At 48.8% G+C, this 18,752-nt stretch carries 15 protein-coding genes; 10 read left to right on the top strand and 5 right to left on the bottom strand.

Features of this window, described 5'->3' with window-relative positions:
- Window positions 1-93 precede the first annotated feature (93 nt).
- From bioB to bioD, 4 genes are read left to right on the top strand one after another with little or no spacing between them, the layout of a single operon-like run.
- Window positions 94-1,122 (top strand): biotin synthase BioB, encoded by a 1,029-nt coding sequence (gene bioB, locus LAT77_RS00170; RefSeq protein WP_290562517.1) that lies wholly within the window; start codon window positions 94-96, stop codon window positions 1,120-1,122.
- Between the two features lie 12 nt (window positions 1,123-1,134).
- The gene (locus LAT77_RS00165; RefSeq protein WP_290562516.1) at window positions 1,135-2,280 is read left to right on the top strand and encodes an 8-amino-7-oxononanoate synthase; all 1,146 of its coding nucleotides are present in this window, start codon (window positions 1,135-1,137) and stop codon (window positions 2,278-2,280) included.
- Window positions 2,261-3,082 (top strand): malonyl-ACP O-methyltransferase BioC, encoded by an 822-nt coding sequence (gene bioC / locus LAT77_RS00160; protein WP_290562825.1) that lies wholly within the window; start codon window positions 2,261-2,263, stop codon window positions 3,080-3,082. The genes LAT77_RS00165 and bioC overlap by 20 nt, the downstream gene beginning before the upstream one ends.
- 51 nt (window positions 3,083-3,133) lie before the next feature.
- Complete coding sequence (gene bioD / locus LAT77_RS00155; protein WP_290562515.1) at window positions 3,134-3,880, top strand: dethiobiotin synthase; 747 nt, start codon at window positions 3,134-3,136, stop codon at window positions 3,878-3,880.
- A gap of 21 nt (window positions 3,881-3,901) precedes the next feature.
- Here bioD and pepE read toward each other — a convergent pair whose 3' ends face one another.
- Entirely contained in the window at window positions 3,902-4,615 is a 714-nt protein-coding gene (gene pepE / locus LAT77_RS00150; RefSeq protein ID WP_290562514.1) for a dipeptidase PepE, read from the bottom strand.
- A 102-nt stretch (window positions 4,616-4,717) separates the two neighbouring features.
- Here pepE and htpX point away from each other — a divergent pair, with 102 nt between their 5' ends.
- From htpX to LAT77_RS00135, 3 genes are all read left to right on the top strand, one after another.
- Window positions 4,718-5,596, top strand: a complete 879-nt coding sequence (gene htpX, locus LAT77_RS00145; RefSeq protein WP_290562513.1) for a protease HtpX — start codon at window positions 4,718-4,720, stop codon at window positions 5,594-5,596.
- Window positions 5,593-6,231 carry a flavin reductase family protein gene (locus tag LAT77_RS00140; RefSeq protein ID WP_290562512.1) on the top strand — a complete coding sequence of 213 codons (639 nt, stop codon included), beginning with the start codon at window positions 5,593-5,595 and terminating at the stop codon, window positions 6,229-6,231. The genes htpX and LAT77_RS00140 overlap by 4 nt, the downstream gene beginning before the upstream one ends.
- A gap of 144 nt (window positions 6,232-6,375) precedes the next feature.
- Complete coding sequence (locus LAT77_RS00135; protein ID WP_290562511.1) at window positions 6,376-7,731, top strand: class II 3-deoxy-7-phosphoheptulonate synthase; 1,356 nt, start codon at window positions 6,376-6,378, stop codon at window positions 7,729-7,731.
- 38 nt (window positions 7,732-7,769) lie between these two features.
- Here the strand turns inward: LAT77_RS00135 and LAT77_RS00130 are convergent, their stop codons facing one another.
- Entirely contained in the window at window positions 7,770-8,576 is an 807-nt protein-coding gene (locus LAT77_RS00130; protein ID WP_290562510.1) for a pyruvate, water dikinase regulatory protein, read from the bottom strand.
- 99 nt (window positions 8,577-8,675) lie between these two features.
- On the opposite strand from LAT77_RS00130, the gene ppsA reads away from it, so the two are divergent.
- Both ppsA and LAT77_RS00120 read left to right on the top strand, forming a co-directional pair.
- The gene (ppsA, locus tag LAT77_RS00125; RefSeq protein ID WP_290562509.1) at window positions 8,676-11,054 is read left to right on the top strand and encodes a phosphoenolpyruvate synthase; all 2,379 of its coding nucleotides are present in this window, start codon (window positions 8,676-8,678) and stop codon (window positions 11,052-11,054) included.
- A 22-nt stretch (window positions 11,055-11,076) separates the two neighbouring features.
- Window positions 11,077-14,139, top strand: a complete 3,063-nt coding sequence (locus LAT77_RS00120) for an FAD-binding and (Fe-S)-binding domain-containing protein (RefSeq protein ID WP_290562508.1) — start codon at window positions 11,077-11,079, stop codon at window positions 14,137-14,139.
- 58 nt (window positions 14,140-14,197) lie between these two features.
- Here LAT77_RS00120 and LAT77_RS00115 read toward each other — a convergent pair whose 3' ends face one another.
- Entirely contained in the window at window positions 14,198-15,247 is a 1,050-nt protein-coding gene (locus LAT77_RS00115) for a Glu/Leu/Phe/Val dehydrogenase dimerization domain-containing protein (protein ID WP_290562507.1), read from the bottom strand.
- A 337-nt stretch (window positions 15,248-15,584) separates the two neighbouring features.
- Here LAT77_RS00115 and LAT77_RS00110 point away from each other — a divergent pair, with 337 nt between their 5' ends.
- Window positions 15,585-16,007 (top strand): DUF4826 family protein, encoded by a 423-nt coding sequence (locus tag LAT77_RS00110; protein ID WP_290562506.1) that lies wholly within the window; start codon window positions 15,585-15,587, stop codon window positions 16,005-16,007.
- A gap of 58 nt (window positions 16,008-16,065) precedes the next feature.
- On the opposite strand, the gene LAT77_RS00105 is transcribed toward LAT77_RS00110, so the two are convergent.
- Complete coding sequence (locus LAT77_RS00105; protein WP_290562505.1) at window positions 16,066-17,262, bottom strand: cupin domain-containing protein; 1,197 nt, start codon at window positions 17,260-17,262, stop codon at window positions 16,066-16,068.
- 21 nt (window positions 17,263-17,283) lie between these two features.
- Window positions 17,284-18,678, bottom strand: a complete 1,395-nt coding sequence (gene purB / locus LAT77_RS00100; protein ID WP_290562504.1) for an adenylosuccinate lyase — start codon at window positions 18,676-18,678, stop codon at window positions 17,284-17,286.
- Window positions 18,679-18,752 lie beyond the last annotated feature (74 nt).

Here is an 18,752-nt window from a genome sequence, read left to right as displayed (position 1 = left end):
AATGTAAACTTTGTAATTGAATTTATATTGACAGTTTACGTGGCCGAATTAAGCTAGTCGACATCTTTTCAGGCAAATGTTGGACTTTAGCTCATGACTTCTGCGCAAAACTCAATCAAAAAATGGCAACGACAAGAAATTGAAGCGCTTTTTGCGTTGCCATTATTCGCGCTTCTTCACCAAGCGCATACCACCCATCGCAAGCATTTTGACCCGACACAGGTGCAAGTCAGTACCTTGCTGTCGATTAAAACCGGAGCCTGTCCTGAAGATTGTAAATATTGCCCGCAAAGCGCTCGCTATGACACGGGTTTAGAAAAAGAAGCGCTGGCTGAGGTTGAGCAGGTATTAAGCGCCGCTCAGCAAGCGAAAGAAACTGGTGCCACGCGCTTTTGCATGGGCGCGGCATGGCGGAATCCGAAAGCGCGTGACATGCCGAAGCTCAATGCCATGATTCAAGGCGTTCGAGCGCTTGGTATGGAAACCTGCATGACGCTTGGCATGCTTTCTTCAGAGCAAGCAGCTGAACTTGCAGCTGCAGGATTAGACTATTACAACCATAACCTCGATACCTCCGCTGAATTCTACGGCGATATCATTACCACGCGCACTTACCAAGATCGATTGGACACGCTTCAGCATGTTCGCTCGGCGGGTATGAAAGTATGCTCTGGTGGGATTGTTGGCATGGGTGAAGAACAATCGGATCGCGTAGGACTATTGCAACAGTTGGCCAATTTACCAATTCCGCCGGAAAGTGTTCCGATCAATCAGTTAGTCAAAGTCGACGGAACACCGTTAGCTGAAGTTGATGATTTAGACCCGTTTGAGTTTGTTCGTTGTATCGCCGTTGCACGGATTTTAATGCCCACCTCCTATGTTCGACTATCGGCCGGGCGCGAGACCATGAACGATGAGCTACAAGCACTCTGTTTTTATGCCGGTGCCAACTCTATTTTTCACGGTGAAAAGCTCCTGACTACTGGAAATCCCGAAGCAAACCATGATTTAGCGCTTTTTGCCCGTTTAGGTTTGCGGCCAGAAGCAGCCAAGCCGCTCTATTATGATGCGACAGCAAAAGAGTCACAGGCGGCTCTGGCTGATGCGAATTTGCACGTGTAGGTGTTGAGTCAAATGTATCGTGAAGCTATTCGGCAAACACTTGAGCAGGCTGATATACAGCAGCGGCGTCGACAATTGCAACAAGTCGACAGGGGGCGGTTGGACTTTTGCAGCAACGATTATTTGGGATTGAGCCAAGATACAGAGGTACTTGCAGCATATCAGCAGGGCTTAAAACAATGGGGTTGTGGCGCAACTGCGAGCCCCTTGGTGCGGGGTTATAGCACCGCACATCATGCCTTAGCAGAGTATCTTGCGGATTGGCTGGATATGGAGCGTGTGCTTTTATTTAATTCAGGGTTTGCAGCGAATAGTGGCGTATTACAAGCACTACAAACGGTAAATTTGTACCCGGTACTCGATCGTCTTGCTCATGCATCGCTCTATGATGCGGTACAGGCGGGGCGCTCGAGTCGTTTTCGTCATAACGACTACGCCCATTTGCAATCGCTACTTGCACAGCAAGCTGAAGCAACCGTCGTCGTGACGGAAAGCGTTTTTAGTATGGACGGCGATGGTGTTTCTCTCGCCGAAATCACCCCAATTACAAAGCGGTTTGGCAGCGTCTTATTGGTTGATGACGCTCATGGCTTTGGTATTCTCGGCGACGGTGGTCGTGGCGTGCGCGATGACGTCCATGGCCAACACATCGATATACTGACAGCAACGTTCGGCAAGGCATGCGGCATCGGCGGCGCTTTTATTGGAGCGAGCGCAGACGTAGCGAATTTGTGCCTGCAGCGTTGTTCGCATTTCATCTACAGCACTGCGTTTTCTGCCGCGCAAGCGGTCGCAATCCTGGCTGCAATTGAGCGTTTCAGGTCTACTCCGGAACTGCGCCTGCAGCTGCAAAAAAACGTGAGCGAGTATCAACGCATGTTACGAGACGCTGGACTCACGCCTTGTACCCATAATCATCCTATTCAACCCTTGATTGTTGGGCAAAATGACCATGCGCTGCGTTTAGCCGTGGCTTTGCAACAACAGGGGATTGACTGCATCGCTATTCGACCGCCCACCGTGCCGCAGGGCACCGCCCGTCTGCGGGTATCCATTCGGGCAAATCACAGCAGTTCTGACTTAGATCGATTTATCAGCTGTTTGGTTAACTGTTTGCACAACGATCGAGAACTTGCTGATGTTATGTATCGACAATAAAACGGCAGTGGCAAACCGCTTTAGTCGCGCTGCCGCACGCTACCAAAACCATTGTCAGGTGCAGGATCAGGTGGCAGAGCGCTTGTTGACGTTGGCCGCTCGCCACGGCACCTTGCAGCAGCCGCTGCGATTGCTGGACTTAGGTTGTGGTCCAGGCAGCCAGCAACATCGTCTGCACGAGCATTTTGGTTTCGGACCAACAAGTCATTATATTGGCGTCGACATAGCCGCTGCTATGCTGGACGTCGCTCAACAGCGAATCGAGAACATTGCTCCGCCATGTTCGCGGGACTTTATTTGCGCGGATGCTGAGCAATTGCCACTTGCGGCGGCGCAGGTTGATGTTATTTACTCCAATATGGCGTTGCAATGGTGCCAAAACCCTGATGCGGTGTTGCGCGAATGTGCCCGTGTCTTATCTCCAAATGGGTATGCTTTGGTATCGGTTGTGTTACCGCAAAGTCTACAGCCCTTGCGTCAACTCATGGGGCGTGAACAGAGCCGCCATCCCGAGTTTGCAACGTGGCAGCGAGCGGTTTCGAATTGCGGATTAAAGTCGTTAGCGTGCACGGTAGAGCAGGTGACCAGCTATTATCCCGATGTGAACGCCGTGGTAAAAAGCATCAGCGGCGTCGGTGCTGACGCTCATGCGCAGCCGGTAACGAACAATGCTCATGGGCAAAGTTCGCGGCTTAATCGCAGTAATCTGATGAAATTGCGTCAGGATTACGAAGGCTTTCGAACCTCTAAGGGATTACCCCTTCATTATCATATCGGTTTCTTCGTTCTTACCGCAGAATAAGAATGTCGGCACAGCGCTATTCATCGGCCTGTTCATAAGTGAGTTAATGTTATGTCAAGATGCTTTTTTATCACCGGGACCGATACCGATTGCGGGAAAACATCGGTCACCGAGCTATTACTCGAACTGTTTGCACGTGCGGGCTTGCAAACTATTGCGATGAAACCCGTGGCTGCCGGATGTGAAATTACCGCAGAAGGACTGCGCAATAGTGATGCCTTAAAGTTACAAGCCGCTGCGACCATAAAGCTTCCGTATGAAGAAGTGAATCCAGTAGCCCTAGCGCCCGCAATAGCACCGCATATTGCCGCGGAACAGTTCGGCGTGAATGTTACTGTGGCGGAACTTGCTAAGCACTGGCATGCGCTTAAAAAACAAAAAAGTGACGTATTTTTGACCGAAGGCGCAGGAGGTTGGTGTGTTCCGTTGAATGCAACTGAGTCATTTCCTGATTTTGTGCAACAAACCCAGCAAGAAGTAATCCTTGTCGTGGGTATGAAGCTTGGGTGCCTCAATCACGCTTTGCTGACTGAGCAAGCCATTCGCGCAGCGGGTTTAAAGTTACGTGGCTGGATAGCAAACAAACCGACGTCTGCACCCATGATGGCCTACCGCGCGAACCTAAAAGCACTTGAACAACGGATACAAGCGCCGTTATTAGCCGAGTTGCCTTATTTAACCTGTTTGGGTGACCGCGAAGTTTGGTTACGACAATCAAATTTAGTCCAATTGTTGAATTTAACGCCTGCAGACCTACACAATTCTGCCGAACGGACTGTGCAGGTCGCAGGCAGCTGATTGACCAGCGCGAGTACGCTATCACAACATAAAGCTGCAATCGGACTGGCTGTTGAGTTCCCTTGCGCGGCTATCACGAAAATACATTGCCGGAGCATCGCCAAGTAGCTGTGCTCGCGAACCTTCGACCGCCAGTGCAGTTCCTTCGCGCAAACCGAGAATACTTGTTGCTGGGTGCAGTTGCATAAACTCGGCTAGTCTTTGCGCGCGCGTTTCACCATGAAAACCTAGTGGATGTTGATCGAAGTAGTGCGGGTTCAATTGCATATTGACGAGACGCAGGGCCGTAAACGAGGGTGGTTGGACAATCGGCATGTCATTTGTAGTTTTAATGGATAAACCTGCGATATTTGCGCCCGCGCTCCAGCCAGCATAGGGCGTTCCGTTTATGACCTGTTTGCGAATCAAATCGAGCAAGCCAAGTTCATAGAGTTTTTGCAGTAACACAAACGTATTGCCGCCGCCGACTAAAATGCCCTTAGCATTGCGTATCGCAGCGCGAGGGTCCGCATAACCTTCAATACCGCGAATGGTTAATCCAGCTGGCGCAAGTGCGTGGCTGACTTTTTCGCTGTAAGCCTGTGCTGTCATGGTGACACCAGCATAAGGAAGGAATAGTATTTCAGAACCAGATGACGTCTGCTCACGAAAATGCTCCAAAAGCCACGGGCGACTGTGCTCCAAATAGCCCGTATCTGCGTATTTTGAACTACTCATCAATAATAATTTGCGCATGATCGCGTTTTTCCCTCTAATGTCGTGGTAAAGCGCTTGAATTACTAAGCCTTTCTCCCCATATCATAACGTAAATCGTGGCAGTCTGTTGAGAGGTAATGTATGAAACGAGTGGTTCTTTTTTTGGCGACAAACTTAGCAGTGATTGTCGTCCTCAGCATTGTGCTGAATATTATTATGGCCGTGTTTGGCGTTGATTTCGGCAGCTATCAAGGTTTACTCATCTTTGCTGCGCTATTTGGATTTGGCGGGGCGTTTATTTCGTTGTGGATTTCGAAATGGATGGCCAAACGCTCGACAGGTGCGCAAGTGATTACCCAACCGCGTAATGATGCAGAACGTTGGTTAGTGGAAACGGTGGCACGCCAAGCCAAACAAGCGGGTATTAAAATGCCGGAAGTTGCTATCTACGATTCACCGGAACCGAACGCGTTCGCCACTGGGCCGAGCAAGAGTGATTCACTCGTCGCGGTTTCCACCGGATTGCTGCGGAATATGACTAAAGACGAAGTCGAAGCCGTGCTTGCTCATGAAGTGAGCCATGTTGCAAATGGCGATATGGTGACCCTCACCTTGATACAAGGTGTCGTCAATACCTTTGTTATTTTCCTTGCTCGGGTAGTTGCTGGGTTAGTTAACAATGCCTTACGGGGTAATCAACAGGGTGGTGCAGGTCGTGGCTTTGCCTATTTTGGTTTAGTGATTCTCTTTGAAATTATTTTTGGTGCATTAGCGAGCCTCATTGTCTTTTATTTCTCACGCCAACGCGAATATCGCGCTGACGCAGGAGCTGCTCGCCTTGTCGGCGCGCCGAAAATGATTGCTGCGCTGCAACGATTATCGCAAGGGCGCGAGTCGCAACTGGATGATCGGCTGCTCGCATTTGGGATTAAAGGCAAATTAGCGAAAGGTGAACTCATGATGACGCATCCACCTTTAGAAAAACGCATTCAAGCGCTAAGAGAAGGTAAGTTTAAATGATTATTCCGTTTGCTGAGGAAAGTGGCACCGCAATTTATCATCTAATGACACAAACCTTGATCCCACGCCCTGTGGCGTGGGTATTGTCGAAACATGCGCATGGGCACTTCAACCTTGCGCCGTTTTCCTATTTCACCGCAGTGTCGTCAAAGCCACCTTTAATCATGTTTTCAGTCGGTGACAAAGCGCCAGGTTTAGGCAAAGACACCAAGGTCAACATTGATCAAGAACCATACTTCGTGGTGCATATTGCTTCAGCCGCACAGGCTACAGACGTAACAGAGAGTTCGCGCAGTTTACCTGCTGAAGAATCAGAGTTAACGACCGCTAATTTAGTTACCGTTCCGTTTGGTGATTTTCCATTACCACGCTTACGCGACTGCAAAATCGCTTTCGGTTGTAAGCTCCATGCACTGCAGCAAATTCCCGGTGCACCGCAAACGTTAGTGTTTGGCGAAGTCGTACAACTCTATGTCGATGATTCCGCTGTCTCTGTCGAAGAACGCGTAAAAGCCGATGGTCAGCGTTCGAAACGAGTCACAATTTCGGCTGAAGCGATCGACCCATTGGCACGCCTCGGTGCGGATCAATATGGAACGTTAGGCACTATTTTGACCGTTCCACGGCCAAAATAAGAATACCTTAAATAAAGCATTGCAATCACCGCTAGCTGCAGCTAAATTGAAGGCTTCCGAGCTTTTTTAGACAACGCCGAAGTGCTTGTATATGGCAGTTTAATGAGTTTTTTTCAGTAGAAAAGCAGTAAAGAGGTAGTAGTAATGACGTGGAGTCCTGAAAGTTGGCGTAATTTCCCAATTGAGCAGCAACCGAACTATCCAGATCTGGATGTGTTGCGTGACGTGGAAGGTCAACTCAAGCGCTATCCACCTTTAGTCTTTGCTGAAGAAATTCGACGCTTAGAAGGGCATTTAGGTCAGGTCTGCCAAGGTAATGGTTTTTTGCTGCAAGGTGGCGATTGTGCGGAGTCATTCCGCGATTTTACCGCGCCGAAGATTCGGGACACCTTCAAGGTTATGCTGCAAATGGCTATCGTTCTCACGTTCGCAGGTTCCGTTCCAGTCACTAAAGTTGCGCGCATGGCGGGGCAGTTTGCTAAACCGCGTTCGAGCGACACTGAAATCCTCGATGGTCTTGAATTGCCGAGTTACCGAGGTGACATTATTAATGGCGCGGCGTTCACTGCGGAGGCTCGCATTCCTGATCCGCAACGGATGTTGACAGCCTACCATCATTCCGCCGCGAGCTTGAATTTGCTTCGCGCTTTTGCGCAAGGTGGTTTTGCTGATCTGCACAAAGTACATAAATGGAACATGGGTTTTGTTAATGCGAACCCGATGAAGGAAAAATATCAAGCCATCGCTGAACGTATCCAGGAGTCCTTGCACTTCATGGAGGTACTCGGAATTACCGCAGAAACCCATCCGACCATTCATGAGACGGAGTTATTTACGTCTCATGAAGCATTGTTGTTACCGTACGAAGAAGCATTAACCCGCACCGACAGTTTGACCGGTTTACCGTATAACTGTTCGGCGCACATGGTGTGGATGGGCGAACGAACACGACAGCTTGATCATGCACACATGGAGTTCTTCAGCGGCATTAAGAATCCGGTAGGCGTCAAGATCGGTCCGACTGCATCAGAAGATAATGTAATGGCGATCATTGATAAGTTAAATCCAGAAAACATCCCTGGACGCTTGACCTTTATTACCCGCATGGGCGCGGACAACCTAGGTGAAAACTTACCGAAATTAATTCGCCGCATACAAAGCGAAGGGCGCTTAGTCGTATGGTCAAGCGATCCGATGCATGGAAACACAGTGAAAGCGTCCAATGGGTATAAGACCCGTGACTTTTCCGCGATTATCCGAGAGCTTCGCCAGTTCTTTGCCGTTCATCAGGCAGAGGGAAGCTACGCTGGCGGTATTCACTTAGAAATGACCGGAGAAGACGTGACAGAGTGCACCGGTGGTGCGTATCGTATTTCGCAAGATGATCTCGCGGATCGGTACTTAACCCAATGTGACCCACGCTTAAACGCCGACCAAGTACTTGAACTCGCTTTCTTGGTTTCTGAGTCCTTAGCGAAAGCACGCCAAGGCCAAGCCTAACGTATCGTGTCGAGAAAAGGAGTGCTTTGCACTCCTTTTTAATAGCGATGTCGCTTCAATCGCGCAGCAGTCATAATTTTAGCAGCGAGTTCCTCGACCGATGCGTGGGTTGAATTTAAAAAAGGAATCGCTTCACGTCGATAAAGCCCCTCAATTTCGTTAATTTCAAATTGGCACTGCTCTAATGACGAATAACGGCTGCCTGCACGGCGCGCTTCGCGAATGCTTTGTAAGCGGTCAACGTCGATGGTTAGTCCAAACAATTTGTGACGATGCATTTTTAGGTCATAGGGCAGTTCAAGATTATCCATATCCTCTTCGGTCAACGGATAATTTGCGGCTTTAATGCCATATTGCAAGGCTAAGTAAATACAGGTGGGGGTTTTACCTGTGCGCGACGCGCCAACTAAAATAATATCTGCTTCAGCATAATTGCGAGTGGTGACGCCATCATCGTTTTCCAAGGTGTAATTGATGGCATCGATGCGAAAGTTATAGTCTTGATTAAGGCCGTGCGTGCGATTGGTTTTGGGTTGTGCCGCAACGCCGAGCTCAGCTTGAACCGGCGCTACATAATGGTCGAGGAAGTCATAACAAACCCCTTCACTTTGGGTAATGATTTTCTTAATGCTGGGGTCGACAAAGGTATGAAAAATGAGCGGGCGTTCACCATTCTCTGCGTAGGCTAAGTTAATTTCGTCGACTGCTCGATGTGCTTTTTCAGCTTCATCGATAAATGGAAAGGTTTTGTGTTGAAACTCGACAGGAAACAGCGACAAAATGGCATGGCCAAAGGTTTCTGATGTCAGCGCCGTACCATCGGAAATGTAGAAAGCTGTACGCATAGAAAAAACATCCCAGTGAATAGAATTCAGATGTTAACTTGTTGCGACCTAATGTGTAAAATGATTGCAACTTTATCCCACTGCGAAAAGGAACACACCGTGCAAGATTACGTGCTTTGGTATCAAGACTTAGGTATGGGCGACGTTAACCGAGTTGGCGGCAAAAATGCCTCACTCGGGGAGATGATTAGTAATCTGGCAGGAGCTGGAGTTACAGTCCCCGGTGGTTTCGCCACTACCTCACACGCCTTTAACACCTTCCTTGAACAAAGCGGCCTCAACGCCCGAATCTACGAAATCCTTGACTCCCTCGACATTGACGACGTTAAAGCCCTCGCTGAAGCTGGGAAGAAAATCCGTCAGTGGATTATTGATACGCCATTTACGCCTGAACTTGAAGAGGCGATTCGCAGTAGTTATGCGCAACTCAGCGGCGAAGTAGAAGACGCGAGTTTTGCTGTGCGCAGCTCGGCGACTGCCGAAGACATGCCTGATGCATCGTTTGCTGGGCAGCAAGAAACCTTTTTAAACGTCAAAGGTATCGACGCTGTCATGGAAGCGATTAAGCACGTTTTCGCGTCCTTATTTAATGATCGGGCTATTTCGTACCGGGTCCATCAAGGTTACGACCACCGTGGCGTCGCCTTATCCGCTGGCGTACAACGCATGGTACGCAGCGATCTCGCCGCGTCGGGCGTGATGTTTTCAATTGATACTGAATCTGGTTTTGACCAAGTGGTCTTTATCACCTCGTCTTACGGTTTAGGCGAAATGGTGGTGCAAGGTGCGGTCAACCCGGACGAGTTCCATGTCCATAAGCCAACGCTTGCTGCCGGCCGACCGGCAGTCATTCGTCGCACCATGGGAAGTAAAAAAATCGAAATGGTGTACTCAGCCAGTCAAGAGCATGGTAAACAAGTCGTCGTTCAAGACGTTGATGCAGAGCGTCAAAAGCAGTTTTCTTTAGAACACGATGAAATTATGGAGCTGGCCAAACAAGCAGTGATTATTGAGAAGCACTATGGTCGACCGATGGATATCGAATGGGCGAAGGATGGTCAGGACGGTAAGCTCTATATTGTTCAAGCTCGTCCAGAAACCGTTCGTTCTAACGAGATCACCAACCAAATTGAACGCTTTGCGCTGAAAGCACAATCGGACATCGTCGTCACAGGTCGCGCGATAGGTCAGAAAATTGGCAGTGGTAAAGCACGCGTATTGTCCTCAATCGCCGATATGGATCAAGTCAAGCCAGGTGATGTTCTGGTCACCGATATGACCGACCCAGATTGGGAACCGATTATGAAGCGTGCAGCGGCAATCGTGACCAACCGTGGCGGACGCACTTGCCACGCAGCAATTATTGCTCGCGAGCTTGGTATTCCTGCCGTTGTCGGTTGTGGCGATGCCACGGATAAAATTGTTGACGGAATGGAAGTCACTGTATCGTGCGCAGAAGGTGATACCGGACATATCTATCAAGGCATTCTTGAGTTTGAAGTGAGTCATTCGGAAGTCGGCAATATGCCGCCATTACCACTGAAAATCATGCAGAATGTGGGCAATCCAGATCGTGCTTTTGATTTTGCCCGCTTGCCTCATGCTGGTGTAGGGCTAGCGCGCCTTGAGTTTATTATTAATCGTATGATTGGTGTTCATCCGAAAGCCCTCTTGCACTTCGATGAGCAAACTCCGGAGCTACAAGCGTTAATTAAAGACATCATCAGCGGCTATGAAAGCCCACGAGAATTTTATATTCAACGTTTGGTCGAAGGTATTGCAACCATTGGTGCGTCGTTCGCGCCAGAGCGGGTCATTGTGCGCATGTCCGACTTCAAGTCGAACGAATATGCAAACTTGATTGGCGGTCGCCAGTATGAGCCGGAAGAAGAGAACCCAATGTTGGGATTCCGCGGCGCTGCGCGTTATTTAGCGCCTGATTTCACCGCCTGTTTTGCGCTCGAGTGTGAAGCGATTAAGCGAGTACGCAACGACATGGGCTTAACCAACGTTGAGGTCATGATTCCATTTGTGCGTACCGTCGAGGAAGGCCGGAAAGTCATCGAATTATTGGCTAAACACGGACTGAGGCAGGGCGAGAATGGTCTGCGCGTGATCATGATGTGCGAGTTACCATCGAATGCGGTATTAGCGGATAAATTCTTGGATATTTTCGATGGCTTTTCGATTGGCTCGAACGACTTAACTCAGCTTACCCTCGGTTTAGACCGTGATTCAGGCTTGATTGCACACTTATTCGATGAACGTAATGAAGCGGTTAAAGCCTTACTAGCGATGGCGATTCAGACTGCAAAACGCCGCGGTAAATACGTCGGTATTTGTGGTCAAGGTCCATCGGATCATCCGGACTTTGCACAATGGTTAGTGGAACAGGGTATTGACTCGGTTTCATTGAATCCTGATACCGTGGTGGATACGTGGCTGTATTTAGCTGAACATTTACATGTACAGAAGTGAGTTGAGTGGTTAGGATGCGTCAATGAGCGCGGTAATTCCGTCGTTAGATTTAACCTTGAAATTGCCCGAGGACACTCGGGCTTTTCTCGTGGAATTAAGAAAAGCCGGGTTTATTGGCGACATTGACGCCAGTGAAAGTGCTCGCATTGTTGCGTCCACCGATAACAGCATCTATCAACTAGTTCCCCAAGCGATTCTTTACCCGAAAGGCACTCAGGATGTTCGCTGCATTCTCCGAACTGCAAACAGCGAGCGTTTTCAACCTATTCGTTTTACTGCTCGCGGCGGTGGCACCGGTACTAACGGTCAATCGTTAACTGACGGCGTCGTCATTGATCTGAGCCGCCACATGAATCGTGTACTTGAGATCAACCTTCAGGAAGGATGGGTGCGGGTCGAAGCCGGAGTGGTAAAAGATCAATTAAACCAAGCGTTAGCGAATCACGGCTATTTTTTTGCACCGGATACGTCAACCAGTAATCGCTGTACTGTCGGTGGCATGATAGCAACCGACGCGTCGGGACAAGGGAGTCTGGTCTATGGCAAAACGAGTGACCATGTACTCGGACTCAAAAGTGTTCTCGCCTCGGGGGAGGTCATCACAACTCAGCCGATCAGTGTGGCCGACGCGCAACGAGAAAGTGAAAAGGGTGGTACTTTAGGCAAGATCTACCAACAAGTATTGGCGACTTGCGTCGGTTTGCGTGCAGAAATCGAACAGCGTTTTCCGCCGTTAAACCGATTTTTAACCGGTTATGACCTCCGGCATACCTATCAGCCCGCATCTGCGATTATTGATATTAGCCGTTTGATTGCCGGTGCTGAGGGTACCTTAGCCTTGGTTACTGAAGCGAAGCTCAATATTACCCCGACACCCCAATATAAAGTCCTCGTTAATATAAAGTATCTCGATTTTCAAGATGCATTGCGCCATGCACCCGAACTCGTCAAAGCGCAAGCAACCTCGGTCGAAACTGTTGACAGTAATGTGTTAGATCTCGCTCGCAAGGATGTGATTTGGCATGACGTCAGTGACTTACTCACCGATGTTCCACCATACCGGATGGATGGCATTAATATTCTTGAGTTCACAGCTACGGATCAAAGTGAACTTGGGGATAAAATTAAAGCATTAATTACCCAGCTTAAAGGGCTCGATCCGCATAAGTCTGGTGTGATCGGTTATCAAATTTGCCGCGAAGCAGACAGTATTCAACGTATTTATGCGATGCGTAAGAAGGCTGTCGGACTTTTAGGTGCAACCGTGGGGCGCGCTAAGCCCGTGGCCTTTGTCGAAGATACCGCTGTGCCACCAGACCGTTTGGCCGATTACATCCTCGAATTTCGCGCGCTGCTTGACAGCTACGGCCTTCATTATGGCATGTTTGGCCATGTTGACGCCGGCGTTCTACACGTTCGTCCGGCGCTTGATATGCAAGATCCGGCGAGCGAGTCGCTGGTGCGCGAAATTAGCGATCAGGTCGTGGCATTAACCGCCAAGTATGGTGGTTTGATGTGGGGCGAGCATGGCAAAGGTTTTCGCTCAGAATATGGTCCAGAATTTTTTGGCGAGCAATTGTTTACCGAACTGCGCAGAATTAAGACCGTGTTTGATCCACGTAATCGCTTTAATCCAGGAAAGATCTGCACGCCGCTAGGCTCAGAACGCAAGGGCGATAAGCTTGTTTCGGTGGATAGTCGGAAACGTGGCTGGTACGACCGACAGATACCTGCGGTCAGTCAGGAGCTGCTCTCAGGCGCAATGGACTGCAATGGCAATGGTCTCTGTTTTAACTTTGATTCCAGTGCACCCATGTGTCCATCGTATCGCGCGAGCAAAGAAAAACGATTTTCACCAAAAGGTCGCGCGAGTTTACTCCGAGAATGGGCTCGTCGCGCTGGTCAAGTCGGTTTTATCTTACGGCCTACCATTCAAGAGCCGAGTATCTGGCAAAACCAACGGCTGCCGAAGGCAACGGGGCAGGATTTTAGTGACCAAGTTCGGGAAAGTCTTGATACCTGCTTAGCCTGTAAAGCGTGTTCGACTCAATGTCCGGTAAAAGTTGATATTCCACGCCAACGTGCGGTGTTTTATGGGCATTATCACGAACGCTATCGACGGCCGATGCGTGATTACTTGATTCGTAGTAGCGAGACCAGTATTGCGCGCCTTGCGCGGTTTCCACGGATTGCCAATTTGCTGACGCAGAACCCAGTCGCACGTGGACTGCAGAAAGCGTTATTTGCCTATGTGGATACACCCAAGTTCTCGGTTCCCCGATTAGAAAACCGTTTACCGAAAGCCGTACTGACATTTGCTCAATTTCGTCAACAGGCCGAAACACTGATCGATGCAGATATCGCCGAACGATATGTTTTTATTCTTCAGGACACCTTTACCTCGAGCTTTAATGCAGGCGTTGTTGCCGCGTTTGCGCGAGTGGCCTTGGCATTAAACATTGTTCCGGTATTGTTACCCTTGCAAGCGAATGGTAAACCCGCACACGTCAAAGGCTTTTTGCAAACATTCCGGCGGCAAGCTTCATTGGCTGCAGAAACTTTAAGTGACTTGAGCCGTCAATACCCAACGGCGATTGTTGGTATGGATGCTGCGACGGCACTGATTTATCGCGACGAGTACCGGCACGAAGAGATTCCCGGTAGCGATGATTTTGAGGTTTTGACCATCGACGAATGGTTGCAAAATGTACTGCATGATCGCCAACACGAGTTATCCAAGTCCAGGCAAGAAGAGGGAGTCGCGGCGACGTTGTTACCACACTGCACCGAGCAAACAGCGTTACCGCAGGTTCGACAGCGTTGGCAGCAGATTTACCAGTCTTTCGGCGTCTCGTTATCGAGTCCCGCAGTGGGCTGTTGCGGCATGGCAGGTACGTTTGGCCACGAAAGTGAGCAGCAGGGTTTAAGTGAGGAAATTTATCAACTCAGTTGGCTACCCGCGCTGGCAAATAGTCAAGGGCCAGTGGTCGCGTCTGGTTTTTCCTGTCGCTGTCAGGTTGAGCGACACAGTGGCGTAAAACCACCGCATCCCATTGAATGGCTGTCTGAACAATTAGAAGTCTAATTTTTAATAAAAAAAAAGAGCTTCACGAATGAAGCTCTTTTTATTTTGTCTGCGGTGACTAGGCTTGTTTTTCTGCTAATTTCTTAGCCAAAATTTCACGTGCCATTTCATCAGCAATTTCACCCGTCGGACGATCTTCAGCACTTGCGCGGGTAAAGATTTTATCTAAAGTGCCATAAATAGCTTTCACACGAGCTGCGGTATCTTCGCGGCTAAAGTTTGCCGCTTCAGAACAGACGTGAATAACGCCGCCAGCATTGATCACATAGTCTGGAGCATAAAGAATGCCCATATCTTTGACAATTTTGTCATGTGCTGGCGTCGCCAACTGGTTGTTGGCACTACCGGCGATGACTTTCGCCTTGATACGCTTCAAGGTTTCGTCATTAATGGTTGCACCGAGTGCACACGGTGCATAGACATCTACATCTGCGTCGTAGATGGCATCAATACTAACGGCTTCAGCACCCAATTCGGCAACAGCACGGTCGACTGACTCTTGATTGACGTCACAAACGATAAGTTTAGCGCCTTCATTTGCACAATATTTTGCGAAGTCATAACCGACAGCGCCAAGGCCTTGGATGGCAATCTTTAAGCCAGACAAGTCTTCATTACCGAAAGCGTGTTTCGCAGCCGCTTTCAGGCCTAAATAGGTGCCTTCTGCTGTATGCGGAGACGGATCGCCAGCTTTGCCTTCGGTGCCAGCAACGTAAGCTGTTTCAGTGGCCACGATGGCAATATCGCTGGTACGGATGTTGACGTCTTCAGCGGTAATATACTTACCACCAAGCGCATTCACAAAGCGGCCATAAGCTTTGAAGAAGGCTTCGCTTTTATCTTTTTTCGCGTCGCCGATGATGACAGCTTTACCACCGCCAAGTGGCAAGCCGGCGAGGGCACTTTTGTACGTCATACCACGAGACAAACGCAACACGTCGGTTAGGGCTTCTTCCGAGTTTGCGTAGCTCCACATCCGGGTACCGCCAAGTGCAGGGCCCATGGTGGTGTCATGCACTGCAATAATTGCTTTTAAACCTGTGACCTTGTCGTGACAGAAAACCACTTGTTCGTGGTTATCAAATTCCTTGTGCTCGAATAGCGCCATTTCCGCTAACCTCATTGTTGGTTTCAGAACGATTACACGACCGAAAAGGTCATCGTTCAGGATAGAAATTTGTGGCGTAAACTAACACTTTACGTAAACTGTTACTAGTTTCTTAAGCGTAAAAAATTACGTTTTGTCGCAGCAAACTATCAACTTGTCTTTACACTTGCAGAGGTCTGTCCAGTCTATAGAAGATAAGGCCTGTAGCCGCTCTAACAAGCCTTTGCAAGGCGACGCAAGCCTGTTAATATGCTGTCAAATGCTACAAAGCTTTAACAATTTTGTTAGCTTCTAATCCATTCCAATGTAATTTATTCAAAGTAGTAGTGAGACCACCATGAGTGACCAACAAGAACAAGCAAATCAAGAACAAGCAGCATGGGTACGCGAGCACTTTCAAAAGGCAAATGGTTACCTGGTTGAAAAAGGTTTAATTACCGATAAAGTATTAACCAAGGAATGTCGGTATTTGATTCCACATATTGCGTTATGGAAATTCACCTTAAGTGGTTCAACCGATAAAGTGTGGGCCATTACTGGTGTCTGTCCAAGTGACTATGTCGACGCTAAAGTTGCTGATAACGCACGTGATGCACTGCGGCATTTCTCATTGCGTTGGCAGCTGCGCGCAGACAACATCCTCAACGATGAAAAAGCAGACGAAACGCAACAAAAGTTTGCGCAGCTGTTGATTAACCATGCTGAAGCCTGCTACGACATCGTCGAGAACGATGAGTTATGGGTTGACCAACATATCTAGATATGACCAACTAAAATAACGCGCCCATCACTCGGCGCGTTTTTTATTATCAAGAATACTAACTCTCGTCGTGGTCGAGCATGAACAGGCCTTCGTTTAGAAGACCGAGTAACAACTGACGTGCTTGTGATGAGTTGAGATAGGGATGGACCTGCTCAAGTGCCAAGTAGTCGGTACTTTCTAAAAGCAACACAAATAAAGCTTCTGCATCGTCTTCATCGAGCGCGTACCAATGGCCCTGAATCACCGCGAAGCGCTGCTCATTGAGCACAGTCGTCACCATTCTCACACCGACAGCTTTGATCAAAATATCATAGCGTTGCAATGTATAGATTAAGGCTGACTCGGTATACGGCTGTTGCGGCCACTCCGGTAGTGGCGGTCGTGGGTTACGTGATAATAAGCTGACGATCGACCGATGTAGCTGTCCTTCATCGGCAAGTGCTGATTGTAATAATTCACGAAAGTTACTCACGACACTAGGTGAAATATGCCATGGTTCACAGTCGTTGAGTTCATTTTCATTACCCGCAAGAAGATCTGAAGTCCGATCACGAAAACGTTGTTGCAGCTTATTTTGGTCAAGCGCATCGTCAGCGAATGCTGACAATAACTCAGCCTGACTCGGCGCTCTCAAACCCACAGAGTAATTTAATGCCGCCTCAAGACTCTCGCCCGCATGTGGAAAACCGGCAGGAATATAAAGAATATCACCGGGCTCGAGGACAACGTCAATCGTCGCTTCGAATCCTTCGATCTGCTTTAAGTCTTCATGCGGGCAATGCTCGATATAAAGACCCGGCTCACCGACTTGCCAGCGGCGCTTGCCCTGACCTTGAATAATAAAGACGTCATATTGGTCTAGATGCGGCCCAACACCGCCACCGGGCGTTGAATAACTGACCATAAGGTCATCAACGCGCCAATCCGGCAAAAACCGAAAGGCGCGCAACAATTCTTGTGCCGGCGGATAATGCTCGTTCACGGCTTGGACTAAAAGACTCCAGTCCGTTTCTCCAAATTGTTCATAGTCATCGACTGGACCATGTACGAGATCCCATTGCTGGTTCTTGCAACTGACTACGCGTGAATCCACACCCGGTTCTAATGCGAGTCCAGCAAGCTCTTCCGCTTCAATCGGATCGTGAAAATCGATAAATCCTTGACGGATGACGAGCGGCTTTTGTTGCCAATAGTCGCGTAAAAATGCAACGGCATCAAAAGCGTAATGGTTCAATACGTAGTCGGTTGTCATTTACTAGCTCTCACGAGTGTCTTACGCGTTATGCAAATGCTGAGGAAGTTCTGCAACAAATGCCTCAGCACGGCCAACGTAGTTCGCTGGGGTCAAGGCTTTTAGTTCAACTTTGACACTGTCAGGTAACGTGAGGGAATCAATAAACGTGGCCAAGTCGGCAGCCGTAATACGCTTCCCACGGGTCAACTCTTTCAGTTTTTCGTAAGGTTTTTCAATGCCATATCGGCGCATCACGGTCTGCACCGGCTCAGCGAGCAACTCCCAGTTTTGATCCAGTTCATTGCGCAGATTCGCTTCGTTGACTTCCAACTTCGACAGTCCCTTCAATGTTGCTTGGTAAGCGATCACCGCATAACCCAGCCCCACACCTAAGTTGCGCAGGACGGTTGAGTCGGTGAGGTCACGCTGCCAACGTGAAACCGGCAGTTTTGCGGAAAGATGGCCGAGTATCGCATTAGCTATACCTAGATTACCTTCCGAGTTTTCAAAATCGATCGGATTGACCTTGTGCGGCATGGTAGAAGAGCCAACTTCGCCAGCAATGGTTTTTTGTTTAAAGTGATTGAGCGCGATATAACCCCACATGTCACGGTCTAGATCGATGAGGATGGTATTAATACGGCAAAGGGCATCAAACCATTCAGCGATGTAATCGTGTGGTTCAATTTGTGTGGTGTAAGGGTTCCAGGTCAAGCCTAGTGAGGTCACAAACTCTTCAGCAACGCGATGCCAGTCAACATCTGGGTAGGCCGCAAGGTGGGCATTATAGTTACCCACTGCACCGTTTATTTTCCCGAGAAACTGGACTTGCTTAAGTGCGGTTAGTTGGCGATCTAAACGCACGGCAACGTTCGCGAACTCTTTGCCCATGGTGCTCGGTGTTGCTGGTTGTCCGTGGGTTCTTGCCATCATTGGAATGGATTTATAACGTTGCGCATGAGTAACCAAGGATTGCAGAATTTCCTGTAACAGCGGACTGACGACTTGCTGATGTGCAGCAGTCAGCATCAGTGCATGAGAGAGGTTATTGATATCTTCTGAGGTACAGGCAAAATGAATAAACTCGCTGACAGCCGCAAGCTCAGCATGATCCGCGACTTTTTCTTTAAGAAAATATTCCACCGCTTTGACGTCATGATTCGTTTCGCGCTCAATTTCTTTCACACGTGCGGCATCACCTTCAGAAAACTCACGAATAATCTGGTCGAGTAATTGATTCGCCTCGTCAGACAAAGCAGGGACTTCAGTGATCTGCGAAATCGTTGCGAGTTTCTGCAACCAACGAACTTCGACGAGGACACGTTGGTGAATAAGACCAAACTCGCTGACATACGGGCGTAAATCCGCAGTTTTATTACCATAGCGACCGTCAACAGGGCTAATTGCGGTTAATTCTGAAAGGGCTAGCTGCATGTCATGCTCCGTTTAAAATAGGCTGGACAGGACTAATAATCATAAACCTTAGGTCGAGTCACCTGAGGTTCAGC

Origin of the sequence: Aliidiomarina sp., assembly GCF_022565475.1 — a bacterium.
Taxonomy (GTDB): Bacteria; Pseudomonadota; Gammaproteobacteria; order Enterobacterales; family Alteromonadaceae; genus Aliidiomarina.
Note: the sequence above shows the minus strand (reverse complement) of the source record. Positions and strands in the feature narration are given on the sequence as shown.

What these genes read in the sequence shown, in the direction of transcription:
- LAT77_RS00140 (WP_290562512.1), top strand. Translation starts at nt 5,593, where the DNA reads ATGATTATTCCGTTTGCTGAGGAAAGTGGCACCGCAATTTATCATCTA.
- LAT77_RS00110 (WP_290562506.1), top strand. Translation starts at nt 15,585, where the DNA reads ATGAGTGACCAACAAGAACAAGCAAATCAAGAACAAGCAGCATGGGTA.
- bioC (WP_290562825.1), top strand. Translation starts at nt 2,261, where the DNA reads ATGTTATGTATCGACAATAAAACGGCAGTGGCAAACCGCTTTAGTCGC.
- LAT77_RS00165 (WP_290562516.1), top strand. Translation starts at nt 1,135, where the DNA reads ATGTATCGTGAAGCTATTCGGCAAACACTTGAGCAGGCTGATATACAG.
- bioB (WP_290562517.1), top strand. Translation starts at nt 94, where the DNA reads ATGACTTCTGCGCAAAACTCAATCAAAAAATGGCAACGACAAGAAATT.
- bioD (WP_290562515.1), top strand. Translation starts at nt 3,134, where the DNA reads ATGTCAAGATGCTTTTTTATCACCGGGACCGATACCGATTGCGGGAAA.
- LAT77_RS00120 (WP_290562508.1), top strand. Translation starts at nt 11,077, where the DNA reads ATGAGCGCGGTAATTCCGTCGTTAGATTTAACCTTGAAATTGCCCGAG.
- LAT77_RS00115 (WP_290562507.1), bottom strand. Translation starts at nt 15,247, where the DNA reads ATGGCGCTATTCGAGCACAAGGAATTTGATAACCACGAACAAGTGGTT.
- LAT77_RS00130 (WP_290562510.1), bottom strand. Translation starts at nt 8,576, where the DNA reads ATGCGTACAGCTTTCTACATTTCCGATGGTACGGCGCTGACATCAGAA.
- LAT77_RS00105 (WP_290562505.1), bottom strand. Translation starts at nt 17,262, where the DNA reads ATGACAACCGACTACGTATTGAACCATTACGCTTTTGATGCCGTTGCA.
- htpX (WP_290562513.1), top strand. Translation starts at nt 4,718, where the DNA reads ATGAAACGAGTGGTTCTTTTTTTGGCGACAAACTTAGCAGTGATTGTC.
- LAT77_RS00135 (WP_290562511.1), top strand. Translation starts at nt 6,376, where the DNA reads ATGACGTGGAGTCCTGAAAGTTGGCGTAATTTCCCAATTGAGCAGCAA.
- pepE (WP_290562514.1), bottom strand. Translation starts at nt 4,615, where the DNA reads ATGCGCAAATTATTATTGATGAGTAGTTCAAAATACGCAGATACGGGC.
- purB (WP_290562504.1), bottom strand. Translation starts at nt 18,678, where the DNA reads ATGCAGCTAGCCCTTTCAGAATTAACCGCAATTAGCCCTGTTGACGGT.